The organism is Methylocapsa sp. S129, assembly GCF_009765995.1.
Classification (GTDB): domain Bacteria; phylum Pseudomonadota; class Alphaproteobacteria; order Rhizobiales; family Beijerinckiaceae; genus Roseiarcus.
In genome coordinates this window covers 68,733-84,360 of the sequence record NZ_LMUI01000041.1, presented here as the reverse complement: position 1 = coordinate 84,360, position 15,628 = coordinate 68,733, and the positions used below count along the sequence as shown (strand labels likewise).

The following is a 15,628-nucleotide window of genomic DNA, read 5'->3' as shown; positions in this document are numbered from 1 at the left end:
CTGGAATTCATGGCTCTCCATCCCCCGCCTCCCGAATCATCAGGAGCACAATAATCAATACCAACAGCTAACGCCATAAGAGCCGGAAAAAACGTTCTAATATCCGCACGATCGCCCCCCGGCCATCCCGGCGCTACGTTAGCAGAGATTCGCGCGCGGGGCGCCTTCACGTTGCTTTGATTTCGAGCGCCGCCGGTCGCGGCGTGAAATTGTGCGGAGCCATAAATACGGCCCGATTCCGGCGTCTCCCATATTGGGCGAGGCCGATGAAACAGGAGTGGAGATGCGTTGTTCTGCGGGGGGATTGCGCCGCTTCGCCGCCTTGGGTCTGGCCCTCGGCCTCGGCGCATTGACGAGCGGCTACGCCGCGCCTTCGTCCGAAGCGCCCTTCCTCGCCGAGAACCAGGCGGCGATGGACAAGATGATGGCCAGCATGGCGATCAAGCCGTCCGGCGACGCCGATCATGATTTCGCCGCCATGATGATCCCCCATCATCAAGGCGCCATCGACATGGCGCAGGCTGAGTTGCGCCACGGACACAATGAGCAGCTCAGGCGGATCGCGCAGGAGATCATCGTCGAACAACAGCAGGAGATCGCCGCGATGCATCTGGCGCTCGGTCAGCCCTTGCCTACATCGACCGCCGCGCCCGATCAGCCGGCGGATCTATCGGCGCGGCCGATGCCGGCGCCGATGATGAACATGAAAAAGGAACCTTGATGGCCCGCAGATTATTTCTCGCAATGCTGCTGAGCGGCGCCGTTCTGGCGAACGGCGTCTCGGCATGGGCGGGCCAGGCGCCCACGGCGGCTGCCGCGCCCGACATTCCGGTCAGTCATCACGACCGCGTCTACGCGGCCGAGCAATTCTCCAACACGGTGTCGGTCATCGATCCCGCTGATAACAAGCTGCTGGGGCTGATCCGTCTCGGCGATCCCTCGCCGATGAATTTCAGCCCGCTCTACAAGGGGCAGGTCCTGGTGCATGGCATGGGCTTTTCGCCCGATCATCGCACGCTCGCCGTCGTGTCGATCGGCTCGAATTCCGTCACTTTCATCGACACTGCGACCAATGCCGTGAAACATACGACTTACGTCGGCCGCTCGCCGCATGAAGCGTTCTTCACCCCCGACGGCAAAGAGGTTTGGGTCACCGTCCGCGGCGAAAATTACATCGCCGTGCTGGATGGCGCCACGTATGAAGAGAAGACGCGGATCGTCGTTCCCAACGGGCCGGGGATGCAGATATTCTCGCCCGACGGCCAATACGGCTACATCTGCTCCTCCTTCAATCCCGAGATCGATATTGTCTCGGTCGCCGACCATGCGATCGTCGGCAAGGCGGCGCAGGCCAGCCCGTTCTGCCCCAATATCGCGGCGACGCCGGATGGATCGCAAGTCTGGTTCACGCTGAAGGACAGCGGCAAGACGCAAGTCTTCGATGCGCGTCCGCCTTTCTCCGTGCTGAAGACGCTCGACACCGGTCCGATCACCAATCACGTCAATATCGTGCGCAATGCGCAGGGCCAGTTCGCCTATGTGACGGTCGGCGGCCTGAACGAGGTCCAGGTGTTTCGCACCGACGATTTCACCAAGGTCGCTACGATTCCTGTCGGCAAGCTGCCGCACGGGATCTGGCCCTCGGGCGACGGGTCGCGCGTCTATGTCGGTCTTGAGAACGACGACAAGATGATCGCGATCGATACGTTGACCAATAAAGTGATCGCCAGCGTGCCGATCGGCCAGGCGCCGCAGGCGGTGGTCTATGTGCCGAACGCCGTGCCGGAAGGGGCGGGGACGGAGGGGCTGCAGCCGCTCGGCCTTGCCGGCGAGGCCGCGCATTTCACCATGGCGCCGCCCGGCGCCAATGCCGCCAGCGCCAAGGCGCCGACCAGCGTGACGCTTTTCGACCAGGGATTGCTGCAGGTGCTGGAGGCCGCGGTCACCGGGCTTGAGCCCAAACATCCTTACGTTCTTGCGCTATCCAGCCGCGCGGACGGCGGCGGCGCGCTTGAGGCGCTGGCGAGCTTCATGACCAATCCCGCCGGCTCGGCGATCGTCAACGCCATTGGTCCGATCCGCCAGATCGTCCAGGGCGGAGCGGACGCGCCCCGTCGTTATCTCGTCATCGCGCCGGGCGGCGCGGCTGGTCCCGGCAAGCCGTTGCAGGTGCAGGTTCCCTAGACAGGAGCGCCCCGCGGACCCCGAGGCGCGCGCGAAGCATTCGTCCGCTGCGCTCTCACGTCGCGACGATTTCCATCTCTGGAGCGGGCGCCCGCAGCGCCGCCGGCTTGTGGATGGCGACGCCGGCCATCACCAGCAGCACGCCGACGCTGTCGCGCAAGCTGGGCATTTGCGCGAGCACGACGATGCCGATCAGCGTCGCGGTCGCCGGCAGCAGCGCGAGCATCAGCGCGAAACTCGCGCGGGGCATGCGCGACATCGCGAGCTGATCGCACACGTAAGGGATGACGGAGGAGCATACGCCGACGCCAATGCCCGCCAGCACCAGTTGCGGCGCGCCGAACGCCTTGACGGCCTGGATGAAGCCGATCGGCATGATGAACAGGAACGCGATGGCCATCGCCGCGCCAAGCCGCTCGACGCCGCCGCTCGCGCCGCCTTCCGAAATCTCGTGGCCGAGCACGATATAGCCGACGAATAGCGCGCCGTTGAGAAACGCCCAGAACAGCCCGACGGGATCGTTCGACCATTTGACGTCGATCAGCAGAAACACGCCAAGCACCGCGAGCGCGAGCGCCGCGAAATTGCGCGCCGTGCGCAGCGCGTAGAGCGCGACGCCGATCGTGCCGATGAATTCCATCGCCGCCACCAGGCTCATCGGCAGCCGGTCGAGTGCGAGATAGAACGACGTGTTCATAACGGCGAGGCATGCGCCAAGGCCGATCAGCAACAGCCGCGTTCTGGCGTCCGCTTGCCGGATCGTGCGCCACGGCTTGGTCCATGGCGCAAAGATCGCCGCCGCCGAGGCGATCCGCATCCAGGCGACGCCGGTGACGCCGACGGCCGGAAAAAGCAGCACGGCGAAGGAGGGGCCGAGATAATGGAAGACCGCGCTGACCGCGAACCAGGCCTGCGGCGGCGCGGCATGGGCGGCGCTGGTGAATGTCAGTTTCGATGGCGGCATGCGGCTCTCCTCCTGCAATTCTCATTGTGGCGACGAAACGCCATTCCCCCGTCATGGCCGGGCTTGTCCCGGCCATCCACGCGGCGCCGTTGCAAAAACCTTTCGGGTTGGTCTCGGCATCACGGCGTGGATGGCCGGGACAAGCCCGGCCATGACGGGGAGAGGCCAAAATCAGAATTTCCGACTATCTTCCATTTCATTATGAAAGCCGTAAGCGCCTTATTCTATAGCACTTAGAATGATAGGAACGATTAATTTCGATCGATCAGAGGAATATCCGATGAAACGCCTTCGATATGAAAACGGCGCCATCGATGCGGTCGACATTCGCATCCTGGACGCCTTGGTCAAGGACGCCCGCGTCAGCGTCGCCGATCTTGCGCGCCTCGTCGGACTGTCGCCGCCGAGCGTGTCGGAGCGGATCCGGCGTCTGGAGGAATCGGGCGTGATCGAAGGCTATTCGGCGACGATCAACCCGAAGGCGCTGGGTCTGCCGATCGCGGCCTGGCTGCGCATCAGGCCAGTGCCCGGGCAATTGCAAGAGGTCGCCGAACTTCTCCGCGCGCTGCCGCAGATCGTCGAATGCGATCGCATCACCGGCGAGGATTGCTTCATCGCGCGCGCCCATGTCGCATCCGTCGAAGAGCTGGAGAAGCTGATCGACCAGGTGATCCCCTATGCGATGACCAACACCTCGATCATCCAGTCTTCGCCCGTCAAGCGGCGCTTGCCGCCGATGGCGCGCGCGGAAGGGCGCTTGTAGACGCGATCGCTGATCGCGTCCCGTTCCGCAGGGAAAACGCGTCGGCGATGAGCGCGGTCAACGACCGCGCCTTGGCTGCATCCGCTACGCATCAACCTCATACGTCCAGACGCGAAACGATTTCAGAAGATGCGGTCCGAAGGAATTGATCAGCGGAATATCGGCCGCGTCGCGCCCGCGCGCGACGACGATCCGGCCGATGCGCGGAATATTGTTGCGCGGATCGAAGGTGCGCCACGCGCCGCCAAGGTACACTTCGATCCAGGCGCTGAAATCCATTGGGTCGACGACAGGCACGCCGATATCGCCCAGATGCCCGTTGACATAGCGCGCCGGAATATTGAGGCAGCGGCATAGAGTGAGCGCGAGATGGGCGAAGTCGCGGCACACGCCGATGCGCTCGTTGAACGCTTCGAACGCCGTTCGGGTTGAGCGCGCCTGCAGATAGTCGAACTTGATGTGGCCGTGCACGAAATCGCAAACCGCCTGCACGCGGCTCCATCCCGGCGCGAGCGCGCCGAACATGTCCCATGCCGCCTGGCTCAGCTTGTCTGTCTCGCAATAACGGCTACCCATGAGATAGACGAGGCATTCGTCGGGCAGGTCGGCGACGGGAATTTCCTTAGCCTCGGGAAACGCCGCATTGGGTTTGCCGTCGACTTCGATCGTCGCATCGCCCCAGAGCGTCAGATCGCGGGCGGGCGCAACGAGACGCCGGCACTGGTTGCCGAAAAGATCGCGATAGGTCGTCGTGGGAATAATCGGCGTCGTGAACACCCGTTCGGCGACGCGAATGGCCTCGTCGTGATCGTCATGCACCGACAGCAGGCAGACCAGCGCGGTCGGCTGCGCGCAGTTCAGGGTGATTTCATAGCCATAACGGATCAGCATCCAGAAACCTCGGAGCGGGCGACGTCGCGCTCCCGGGTTTGGAAACGATGCAATCGGCGGAAGGCGCGAGAGCGCGGGCAAGCCTAGGGCATAAAGGCTGGGATAGCTAATCGGCCTGACTGCGCCGCCGCGCCCGGTGGCGAATCCCGTCAGGCGGGCGAAGCGAGCGGCTTGCCTTTCTCGACGATATAGGTCCCAACGAGAATCGACTTGGCCGGGCCGTTCTTCGCACTGTGCGGAATATTGGCCGGGATCTGAAACGCATCGCCCGGCTGGAGCTGGCGCGGCGCCTGACCATCGACGCTAAGCTCGCTCGCGCCTTCGATGAGATAGGTCGCCTCGACGCCGGGATGGGTGTGGCGCGCGACCAGCGCGCTCGCCTCGATTTCGATGCGAACGGTGACGGTGACATAGCCTTCGACCGGACCGTCGATCTGGCTGAGCATGAACCGCTTGAGGCCCGGCGTCTGCGCCGAAGCGCCGGTAGCCATAAATCCTGTGACCGCGCAAAGCGCGCAGCCGACGAAACCGCGACGAGTCAGCATGGAATCCTCCCGATTTTTGAGGCGGCAATCCATCCTGATCGAATGCCCGTCGTCAAGGCGATCCGCATCCAATTAAGCGATGCCGCCGGTGCGGCTCAAGGGGTGCGAGGCCGTTCAGGTATCCCAGCTCGAACGCACATGAGACTCGGCGCTGGTGTCAGCGCCGCCTGTCCATTGATTGCATGGAGGCGATTATGCGCGAGAGGAATTCGAACTCAAGGATCGCTTTTCAGGCGACCGCCCATAGCAGTCAGCTTGCTGACTGCGTAAACTTGTCAGCAACGGCGGCGCGCCTTCGGCGCGTCCTTGAGTTCGAATTCCTCTCGCGCTCCGCTCCGCCATGCAAATAATGGATAATTTCGCCACTTGGCCGTCTCATGTCTATTGAACGACGCCCCCCTGCGTGACGCGACGCCCCGGCGCCCCTAAGATGGCGCTCGAAGCCCTTCGGCCTGCATTGGGAGAGCGCCCGCATCCATGTTGGACGGCATGAGCGTCATCGTCACGGCGATCGGCTATATCTGCGCTTTATTCCTTGTCGCCTGGTGGGGCGACAAGGGTGGGCGGCGCATCATCGCGCGCGGGCGCCCGCTGATCTATTCGCTCAGTCTCGCCGTCTATTGCACGACCTGGACCTATTATGGCTCGGTCGGCATCGCTTCGGCGCATGGGCTCGATTTCCTGCCGATCTATATCGGCCCGGTTCTCGTCATCGGTTTTGGCCAAAGGCTCGTCGCGCGCATCGCCGCGCTCGCGCGCGCGCAAAACATCACCTCGGTCGCCGATTTCGTCGCCGCCCGCTACGGCAAGGCGCAGAATGTCGCGGCGATGGTCGCACTCATCGCGGTGATCGGCGCCGCGCCCTATATCGCACTGCAGCTCAAAGCCATCGCGCAGACGATGATGATGCTGGTCGGTTCGTTCGAACAGGGGCGTCTTGCGCCCGCGGCTCCGTCCTCGCTGTTCGTCCTTGCGATCGCCTTGCTGCTCGCCGCCTTCGCAATGGCGTTCGGCACGCGCCGCATCGATCCGACCGAACATCAGGACGGGCTGATCCTGGCGATCGCTGCCGAGTCGCTGGTCAAGCTGGTGGCGTTTCTGGCGGTCGGCGCCTTTGTCGTCTGGGGCATGTTCGGCGGCCTTAGCGATCTCGCCCGCATCGCGCAGGCCGAGCCGCCAATCGCCGCCGTCATGAAGAATCCGCCCGACGCGGCCGCCTGGATCGTCACCACTTTGCTGTCGGCGCTGGCGATCCTGCTGCTGCCGCGCCAGTTCCATGTGACGATCGTCGAAAATCGCGATGCGCGCGACATCAAGACCGCCGCCTGGCTATTTCCGCTCTATCTCGTCGCCATCAATCTATTCGTCGCGCCGCTGGCGATCGCGGGCCTGGCGACCTTCGCCGATGGGACGATCGATCGCGACCTGACGGTGCTGGCCCTGCCGCTCAGCGCCGGCGCGCATGGCCTGGCTCTGTTCACTATGGTCGGCGGCCTGTCGGCGGCGATCGCGATGGTGGTGGTCGAAAGCGTCGCGCTGTCGATCAATGTGTCGAACGATCTCGTCATGCCGCTGGTGCTGCGCCGACGCGGCGCGCGGGCCGATGCGGCGGGCGATATCGGATCGCTCGTCCTGATCGTGCGGCGCGGCGCCATTCTCGTCGTTCTGTTCCTCGGCTACGCCTATATCCGTGTGGCGAGCCAGGCGGCGCTCGCCTCGCTCGGCCTGCTGTCTTTCGCCGCGGTCGCGCAGATCGCGCCAGCCTTTCTGGGCGGCCTGTTCTGGCGGCGCGCCAATGCGCGCGGCGCGATGGCGGGCCTCGTCGCGGGGTCGCTGATCTGGTTCTATACGCTGCTGCTGCCTTCGCTCGAACTCAATGGCGCCTTCGCCGATTTCCTCGAACATGGGCCGCTGGCCATCGCCTGGTTGCGGCCGGCGGCTTTGTTCGCCTGGACGGCCAATCCGTTGGTCAATGGCGCGACCTTGAGCCTTGGCGTCAACATCGCCGCTTTCGTCGCCTTCTCGCTGTCCCGCCAGGCCGATCCGATCGAGCGCGTGCAGGCCAATGTGTTTGTCGGCGGCGCGCCGACCGCCAAAGCGCACGCCTTCCGGCTATGGCGGGCGTCGACGACGGCGGGCGAGCTTGAGGCGACGGTGGCGCGTTATCTCGGCGCCGATCGCGCCAGAAACGCGCTTGAGGCGTTCATGGGCGAGCGCGGCCTGCCATTGGAGGCGTCAAGCGAGGCCGACGCCCATCTCATCCGCCACGCCGAACATCTGCTGGCCTCGGCGATCGGCGGCTCGTCGGCGCGCCTTGTCATGTCGCTGTTGTTTCGCCGGCGCGCGATGTCAGGCAAATCGGCGCTGAAACTGATCGATGACGCCTCCTCGGCGATCCAGTCCAATCGCGATCTGTTGCAGCATGCGCTCGATCACGCGCGTCAGGGCATCACGGTGTTCGATCGCAATCTCGCGTTGACCTGCTGGAATCGGGAATTCTGCGATCTCTTCGAATTGCCGGCCTCGCTGATGCGGGTCGGCGTCGGCCTCGACGAGATCGTGCGCTTCAACGCCGAGCGCGGCGCCTATGGGGCCGGCTCGGCCGACGACTTTGTCGCCGAGCGCATCGAGAGCCAGCTCAACGAGCAGGAGCCCTTGCGTCTGCGTCTGCATCCTTCGATGCGCGTCATCGAAATCCGCTCGGCGCGCCTGCCGGACGGGGGTATCGTCACGACCTATACCGACGTGACGCAAAACGTCGAGGCCGAGGAAACGCTGGCCGCGGCCAACGAACGGTTGGAGCGGCGCGTGCGCGAGCGCACCGAGGAGCTGGAGCGCCTCAATGGCGAACTGGCGCTGGCCAAGACCGAAGCGGACGAGGCCAATGCCTCCAAGACGCGGTTTCTGGCGGCGGCCAGCCACGACATTCTGCAGCCGCTCAATGCGGCGCGTCTTTATTCGAGTGCGCTGAACGAAGCGGCCGGCGCCGGCAAGGCGGACGAACAGGCGGGCCTGGCGCGCAATGTCGACGCCTCGCTGGAAGCGGTGGAGGAAATCCTCAGCGCCTTGCTTGACATTTCGCGCCTCGACGCCGGCGCGACGCGGCCGGAAATTTCCGATTCGCCGATCGGCGAAATTCTCGCGCAGCTCGAAATTGAATTTGCGCCTATGGCGCGCGCCAAAGGCCTGAAACTGACCTTCGTCGCCTGCTCGCTCAACGTGCGGTCGGACCGCCGCCTGCTGCGGCGCCTTTTGCGCAATCTCGTCTCCAACGGCATCAAATATACGCCGCGCGGCAAGGTGCTGGTCGGATGCCGGCGCCGCGGCGACGCGCTGCGCATCGAGGTCTGGGACACTGGCATGGGCATTCCGCAGACCAAGCAAAAGATCGTGTTCGAGGAATTCCAGCGGCTCGATCAAGGCGCCAAGGTGGCGCCGGGATTGGGCCTTGGTCTGTCCATCGTGCAGCGCCTCGGGCGGGTGCTCGGGCATGAGGTCGCCCTTCGTTCGAAAAGCGGCGCCGGTTCGCTGTTCAGCGTGACGGCGCCGCTTGGCGCGGCGGCGGGAGCCAGAGAGGGGCAGGCCGCCGAGGATCTGGCGCGGGCGCGCGAGCCGCTGAACGATCTTCTCGTGCTCGCCATCGACAATGAGCCGCGCGTGGTCGAGGGCATGCGCGTCTTGCTGGAGAAATGGGGCTGCCGCGTCGCCACCGCCGCGGGCATGACGGACGCGCCGATGGCGATGCGCGCGTTTGGGGCCGCCCCCGAAATCATCATCGCCGATTATCACCTTGACGATGGCGACGGCATTGCGGCGATCGGCGCGCTGCGCGCGACCTTTGGCGCTATTCCCGCCATCCTCGCCACCGCTGACCGCAGCCCCGAAGTGCGCCAGGCTGCGCTGCGCGCGCGCATTTCCATTCTCCACAAGCCGTTGAAGCCGGCGCAACTGCGCGCGCTGCTGATGCGCTGCAAGACGATGCGGCTGGCGGCGGAGTAGGGGAGGGGCAAGGAGGGCTTGAGAGGTTAGCGGGCCGCGATGACCTGAACAAACTTTCGGATTCTCTGAGCCGGCTTCGCGTGACGCGAAGGAGCAGCGTCGCGAGACGCTGCTCCAGGAGACGATCCGGCGCTTTTAGACGCTTAGAGAGCGAGCGCTTCCTCAAATTTCCCCGTTTTGCTGAGGCGCACAGTCTCCGCGCTGCCCTCTTCAAGCGAGACGTTTCGCGTTTCCAGCCCGTTGCGCCACCAAAGGGCCGCCGCGATCGGACCAGGAAGCGCGAGCGCCATGAGGACAATCAGAGCCAACACGGGGGTCCCCGTGAACTGATAGGCGGAGGTCAGCAGGAACGGGGCGATCATGGCGCCGGCGCGCCCCACGGCGACCGAGACGCCGAGGCCGGTTGCGCGGATTCGCGTCGGCAAAACCTCCGATGAGACGACATAGGCCGAGATGTAGGCCCAGGTGACGCCGAACTGGATCATGCAATAGCTCACAACTGCAACCGGCAGGTTGGTCAACGCGCAGAGCGGCAGGATCGCGAGGACCGCCAGGCTATAGCTCGCCAACAGCGATCTGCGACGGCCCCAGGCCTCGATGGTGTGGGCGGCGGCGAGCCCGCCGAGAAGAGCGGCGACATTGCCGAAGAGATAGTAGATCGGCACGTCGCTCGCCGGCACTTTGAGATAGGGGAGGACGACGAGCCCCATCAGGACCAGTACGCCATAGACGACGGTCGCTTGCGAAAAGTTGAAGGCGCTCGCAAGGGCGCACCGCCAACGGTATTGGCCGAAGAGGTCGCGCAGGTTCCCCAAGAAATCGGGGCGTTCCGGCGCGAAGGCGACGGCCTGGTAGCGTCGATCGGCCTGCGTGGAATGACCCTCCTGACGCGCTTTTTCGGCGATGCGTTCGACGATGGTCTCGACCTCGGCGATCCGCCCCTGCTGCAGCAGCCAGCGCGGCGATTCGGGAACGACGCGGCGCACCCAGACGAAGATGATGGCGAGCGCCGCGCCAAGCCCGAAGCCGATGCGCCAGGAGAGCTCGGCCGGCAGATAGGCGATCAGCAGCCACGAGGCGCCGGCCGACAACAGGGCCCCAAGCGGAAATCCGGACAGGATGAACGTATCGGTGCGGCCGCGGTGCGATTTTGGAACCAGTTCGCCCATGGCGGCCGTAACGGCGGAATATTCGCCGCCGACCGCCAGAGCGGTCATGATGCGGAAGAACAGGAATGACTCATAGTTCCACGAAAAAACCGTCCCCACGCTGAACACGACGTACCAGACGAGCGTGCCTAGAAACAGGCGCTTTCGGCCAAAGCGATCGGCGAGGTAGCCGAACGCGATGGCGCCGATCAGCATGCCGCACAGCCAGACCGTCACGGCCAGGGAGCTTTGCAGGGACGACAGGCGCCATTGCGCTTTGATGATTCCGAACATGCTGCCGATCATGTTCGTTTCGAAGGAGTCGAGGGCCCAGCCGACGCCGAGCGCAAGCGTCATGGTCGTGTGGAAACGCGTCCATGGCATGTTGTCGAGGCGCGCGAGCGCATCGGTCTGGATGACGGTCTCTGAAGACATGGGATGTTCCTCTTGAGCAGGTTGCGTCAGGCGGCGGTTGCGGGTGGACGTGCGCGAAGCGGGAAGCGATCGAGCGAACTGATGAAGTTCCGGCCACGCGGACCGTCGAACGCGTCGACGACGATGCGATTCCACTGCGACTCGCTCAGGCCGTAGTCGCCGGGGCTCGGCGACACCCCGAGCGCATCGAGGAATGACCGGAGCGCGGCCGGCGCCTGGGCGGCGTCTCCGAAAATATCCGCGAGCGCCGCGTCGCAGGCCGGATCGACGCCGAGCGCCGCTTTCATCACCTCCGGCAGGCAGAACGAGCAGGCGATGCCGTGCGTCACGCCCCGCTCAAGGGTGAGGGCGTAGGAGATGTTGTGAGCGAGCGCGGTCTGCGTGTTCGAGAAGGCGAGGCCAGCGCGCAACGCACCCAGCGCTAGTTGGCGGCGGGCGTCGAGATTGTCGCGGCCGGCCGAGAGCCGCTTGAGCCCCTCCATAATGTCGCGGGCGGCCAGGGTGGCGAACCCCCGCGTTATCGGATTGGCGTTGCGGTTCCAGATGCTCTCGAGAGCGTGCGACAGGGCGTCGAGGCCGCTCGCAAGGCTCGTCGGCCAAGGCAGGCTCGCGGTCAGTCCAGGGTCGACCAGCGCCGCCTCGGCATAGAGATCGTCGCGCGCCAGCGATAGTTTGCGCTGCTTTTCGGGATCCCAGATCGTCGCCCACCGGGTGACGTCGCTGCCTGTTCCGGCCGTCGTCGGGACGGCGATAAACGGCAGCGCCCGCCGACTGTCGGCGATCCCAGTCTCGAGATAGCGGACGACCGGCGCCCATTCCCCATGACCGACGGCCAGGAATTTCGTCGAGTCGATGACCGAACCGCCGCCGAGCGCCACCAGAACCTCGGGCTGTTTCGGCAGGGCCTGCACCTTGGCGCAGACGTTCCGCAGCATGGCGAGGGAAGGGTTCGGTTCGATGCCGTCGATCATCGCGAGAGGGGGACCGGCCAGTCGCGCCACCTGGGCGCTGAGAGGCTTGAACGGCGCGTCCGGGTGGGTGACCAGGAGATAACCGCGGCCGGCCACCAATGTCCCAATCTCGTTCAGAGCGTCGAGGCCGAACGTGATGCGGACAGGGTTGCGGAAGGTCCAGGACGTCATAGCGCGTCTCCTTTCGTCAAACGGATCTCGATCGCGTCGATCACGGGCAGCAGCTCCGCGATGCTGTCGATCGTGTAATGCGCGCCGGCGTCCAATTGCCGCCGTCGCCCTGGAACGAGCCGCGCGGCCTGCGCTTCGGGCGTCAGGGCCGCCCAATCGGCGAGGGAAAGCCCGACTTCATTGCCGCTGGCCGTGACGCCGACCGCCCACATGCCCGCGGCCCGCGCCGAAGCAAGCCCGCTCGGGCTGTCGTCGACCACCACGCAGCCGCGCATGTCGGGCGCGCCAAGCGCCAGCGCATTGACCAGCACCATGTCAGGCCACGGCCGCCCGCGCGCCACGTCGCTGACCGTGCAGACGTGATCGGGTTGGTAGCCGCGGGCCTCGACGACCGGCCGCAGCGTGGTCATCACCTCGCGCGGATAACCGGTCGTGCTGCCGATCGCGACGCCGCGGGCGCGCAGCGCTGCGATCGTTTCGAGCGCGCCGGGAATGAGATCGGAGTAGCGGCCGACGCTGACGCGATCGATCTCCAAGAACGCGCGATAGAGAACCGCCACGTCATCATCGTTTGACGGTGCGCCGGTCCGCGCGCGCCAGCGTGCCTGGACCTCGGGGATTTCGAGGATGCGCTCGATATGCTCGCGCTTGGCCACGCCCATGGGCAGCCGCGCCTCCGCGTCGGTGATTTCAACCTCGCGCTGCGCGAAGGCTTTGCGGAAGGCCTCGACCGGGGCGATGCAGCCGAAGTCGATGATCGTGCCTGCCCAATCGAAAATCGCGGTCGTCACGGGGCCGCGATAGGGCTGGTAGGAGGGGGATTGGGGAGCGTTCTTCAAGGTCATTGCCCTTTCGCTATTGGATTTCTCGACCCTAGCGACGGTTCATGACGCTCTTGTCATCGTAAGAACCGTGTTCTATCGATAGATTGAACGGAATTTACGATGAATGGCGATGCAAAATGACCTTGGTGCAGCTTCGCGCATTGCTCGCCGTGGCGCGCTACAACGGCTTTACCGCCGCGGCGCACGCGCTTCGCAGCAGCCAGACCACGCTGACGACGCAGATCCAGGCGCTCGAAGAAGAGCATGGGGTCGAGCTGTTCCATCGCCGGGGGCGGCGGATCGAGCTGACCGATGTCGGCGTCGAGTTCCTGCAGATCGCCCGGCGGATGGTCAGTCTCGAAGACGACGCCCGGTTGCTGCTTGAAGACAGCGGCGCGCTACGCCGCGGCTCCCTGAGGCTCGGCGCGGTGAGCCCCTATCATGTGATCGAGATGATCGAGGCCTTTCACAAGACTTTCCCGGACGTTCACCTCTCGATGAAGCTCGGCAATTCGGAGACCGTGTTGCAGGACATCGACGATTACGCCTGCGAGGTCGGCATTCTGGCCAAGAGCGTGGCGGATGAGCGCTATCACATGCGCCCTTACGCGACCTATCCGGTCATCGCCTTCGTGCACCGGAACCATCGTCTCGCGGGGTCCACATCCCTCTCGCTCGAAGCGCTCGCCAAGGAGCGGCTGCTGATGCGCGAGTCGGGCTCGACGACGCGCCGCGCGCTGGAGGGCGGCTTTGCACGGCTCGGCCTGGTTCCCAATGTCGCCATGGAGGTCGGCAGCCGGGAAGCCGTACGGGAGGGAGTGGCGCGTGAACTCGGCGTCGGAACGGTGTCCATGTCTGAATATGTCCCTGACGAGAGGCTCAGGCCGTTGAGGATCGAGGGCGATCCGGTCGCGACTCACATTCACGTCTGCTGCCTGCGTGAACGGCGTCGAAGCCGAACCATTGCGGCTTTCCTCGATGCGGTCGAGCGTATCCGACCCGCGGAGCATGCGCCCGATGTTCGCAGAGCGACGAGCGATTTTCCGTAAGAATCTCGCTATTTCAAAAGCCCTAAGCGCCCTAAGCGGAGCCGTTCTTACGACGCAACAACGGCTTCGCAATCACTCATTCGCCGCAGGTTGCAGCGGGACAAAGAGACAATGCCCGACGGCGGCCCAAGGCGCCCGGAAACATGGGCTTGTCTTGGATCATTGCGCGATCGGCAACCTGCTGGAGCCGATCAAGCCCGCTGCATCTTGTCCAGGGTTGCCTCGGGGACGCCCGCCATATTGTTCGAAAGCAGATATTTTGGCGACGTCTCGACCCAATGTTTGAGCGTGATTTCCTCGAATTTGCCGGAGTCCCAGGTCTGCACGACCTCCAGATCCTCCTCGCCGGTGTTGACAATGGCGTGCCCGTAACCAGCCGGTATATACGCGGAATCGCCGGCTTTGACGTCGGCCACCTTGCCTCGGCCGCCCGATCCAAACATCGCGACCTGGCCCTTGCCCCTCAGAAAGAAATGGAACTCATTCGCATTGGGGTTCCAATGCAATTCTTTCATCTTGCCGGGCTTGATGACCATCAGGCCGCCGGACATGGTTTTCGATGCCGGCCACTCGTCGACGGTGGCCAGATTGAACGTGCCGCCCTCGAAATCGCGCCGCGACCTCACGTCTTTGAGCAAGCTGAATTTGTGAGTCGATTCTCTCGGCCACGGCGCATCGATCGCCTTTGCCACCGGGAGCATCGGGCCCGACTGAATATAGGTCTCGCCTTTGGGGAAGGCGTCGAAGAGTTCCTTCGTTATCCCGAAATTCCTCGCCAGAATGTCCTTGGGCGTGACATCGAACCAATCGGTAATCGAGAATGTTCCGTGTTCGGAGAACGAGCCATTGTCGAACGACAAAATGAAATGGCACGGCTCGTCGCCGATCGTTTGGATCGAATGTCCATGACCCTTGGGGAAATACCAAAGATCGCCCGGCTCGAAATTATTGATCTCGGTTTGCCCCGATGGATCAAGAACGACCGTCTGGCAACGGCCGCCGATCACGAAAGCCCATTCCGCCGCGATCGCATGCCAGTGCAATTCGCGCGAGCCGCCAGGGTCCAGGAACATGTGAACGCCGGCCAGACCCGTCATGATCGGGAGCTGATGTTCCGTCGACTCCTTCGCCCATCCGCCCGAAGTCACCTTCGGCTTTGAGCCGTCGAGCGACCGCGTGAACTCGGGCATCTCGCCCACGTCCTTGGGATCATGATACGCGACAGTCTGGCCAGGCGGAAGCTGCCGAACTTGGCGCCCGAAGCCGCCGTCGCCCGGATTTCCGGCGTCCGGTTTCGCAGTCTCCGCCAACGCGACGCCGCTGAGCGCGGCCAGGCTGCTCGCGCCAAACGCCGCAGTACCCAAGAAGGCGCGCCTGCTGCTATCCATCCGATTGTCCTCCCAAAGAGCGCAAGCCTTAATGGCTCGTTGAAGCCTAGGCGTCGTAATTTTATCCCCGGGAGAGGCCGAGAACCAGAAGAACCTGACGATCGGTCATGACATTAAATTGAGTTCCGCCGCATCTCTGAGCTCCGCCGCGGCGGTCATCCGCCCTCGGCCAAGGCGCTTCCCATTCCCGATCCAGTTGGGTTAGAAAGGCGTCGGCATCCTCACAGGGGCGTTCTGCTTTGCCATCGTAAGCGCCGGTCTCGCCAGTTTCACCAAGCACGCATGGTCGCGCGTTC

Annotated in this window: 12 protein-coding genes; 5 read left to right on the top strand and 7 right to left on the bottom strand. The window is 64.3% G+C overall.

The window, feature by feature from the left end:
* Positions 1-283: 283 nt before the first annotated feature.
* Positions 284-721, top strand: coding sequence for a DUF305 domain-containing protein (locus GSQ90_RS20605; protein ID WP_158816779.1), 438 nt, complete (start codon positions 284-286; stop codon positions 719-721).
* Positions 721-2,184, top strand: a complete 1,464-nt coding sequence (locus tag GSQ90_RS20600; protein ID WP_158816778.1) for a YncE family protein — start codon at positions 721-723, stop codon at positions 2,182-2,184. The genes GSQ90_RS20605 and GSQ90_RS20600 overlap by 1 nt, the downstream gene beginning before the upstream one ends.
* Before the next feature lie 55 nt (positions 2,185-2,239).
* On the opposite strand, the gene GSQ90_RS20595 is transcribed toward GSQ90_RS20600, so the two are convergent.
* Positions 2,240-3,148: a DMT family transporter gene (locus GSQ90_RS20595; RefSeq protein ID WP_158816777.1), complete on the bottom strand. Its 909-nt coding sequence runs from the start codon at positions 3,146-3,148 to the stop codon at positions 2,240-2,242.
* Between the two features lie 280 nt (positions 3,149-3,428).
* Between GSQ90_RS20595 and GSQ90_RS20590 the strand changes: the two genes are divergently transcribed.
* Positions 3,429-3,911, top strand: a complete 483-nt coding sequence (locus tag GSQ90_RS20590) for an Lrp/AsnC family transcriptional regulator (RefSeq protein WP_158816776.1) — start codon at positions 3,429-3,431, stop codon at positions 3,909-3,911.
* An 84-nt stretch (positions 3,912-3,995) separates the two neighbouring features.
* On the opposite strand, the gene GSQ90_RS20585 is transcribed toward GSQ90_RS20590, so the two are convergent.
* A complete protein-coding gene (locus GSQ90_RS20585; protein WP_158816775.1) occupies positions 3,996-4,802 on the bottom strand; it encodes a transglutaminase family protein in 807 nt (268 codons plus the stop codon).
* Between the two features lie 149 nt (positions 4,803-4,951).
* On the bottom strand, positions 4,952-5,347 hold the full coding sequence (locus GSQ90_RS20580; protein ID WP_158816774.1) for a cupin domain-containing protein: 396 nt from the start codon (positions 5,345-5,347) through the stop codon (positions 4,952-4,954).
* A gap of 477 nt (positions 5,348-5,824) precedes the next feature.
* On the opposite strand from GSQ90_RS20580, the gene GSQ90_RS20575 reads away from it, so the two are divergent.
* Positions 5,825-9,346 (top strand): PAS domain-containing hybrid sensor histidine kinase/response regulator, encoded by a 3,522-nt coding sequence (locus tag GSQ90_RS20575; protein WP_158816773.1) that lies wholly within the window; start codon positions 5,825-5,827, stop codon positions 9,344-9,346.
* A 143-nt stretch (positions 9,347-9,489) separates the two neighbouring features.
* On the opposite strand, the gene GSQ90_RS20570 is transcribed toward GSQ90_RS20575, so the two are convergent.
* The 3 genes from GSQ90_RS20570 to phnX are packed head-to-tail and all read right to left on the bottom strand — an operon-like array spanning position 9,490 to position 12,916.
* Positions 9,490-10,929, bottom strand: coding sequence for an MFS transporter (locus GSQ90_RS20570; protein ID WP_158816772.1), 1,440 nt, complete (start codon positions 10,927-10,929; stop codon positions 9,490-9,492).
* Positions 10,930-10,955: 26 nt separating this feature from the next.
* A complete protein-coding gene (gene psrA / locus GSQ90_RS20565; RefSeq protein WP_158816771.1) occupies positions 10,956-12,071 on the bottom strand; it encodes an iron-containing alcohol dehydrogenase PsrA in 1,116 nt (371 codons plus the stop codon).
* Positions 12,068-12,916 (bottom strand): phosphonoacetaldehyde hydrolase, encoded by an 849-nt coding sequence (phnX, locus tag GSQ90_RS20560; protein ID WP_158816770.1) that lies wholly within the window; start codon positions 12,914-12,916, stop codon positions 12,068-12,070. Before phnX ends, psrA begins: the two co-directional genes overlap by 4 nt.
* A gap of 116 nt (positions 12,917-13,032) precedes the next feature.
* On the opposite strand from phnX, the gene GSQ90_RS20555 reads away from it, so the two are divergent.
* Positions 13,033-13,944, top strand: a complete 912-nt coding sequence (locus tag GSQ90_RS20555; RefSeq protein WP_158816769.1) for a LysR substrate-binding domain-containing protein — start codon at positions 13,033-13,035, stop codon at positions 13,942-13,944.
* Between the two features lie 191 nt (positions 13,945-14,135).
* Here the strand turns inward: GSQ90_RS20555 and GSQ90_RS20550 are convergent, their stop codons facing one another.
* Complete coding sequence (locus tag GSQ90_RS20550; RefSeq protein ID WP_158816768.1) at positions 14,136-15,332, bottom strand: cupin domain-containing protein; 1,197 nt, start codon at positions 15,330-15,332, stop codon at positions 14,136-14,138.
* Between the last annotated feature and the right edge of the window lie 296 nt (positions 15,333-15,628).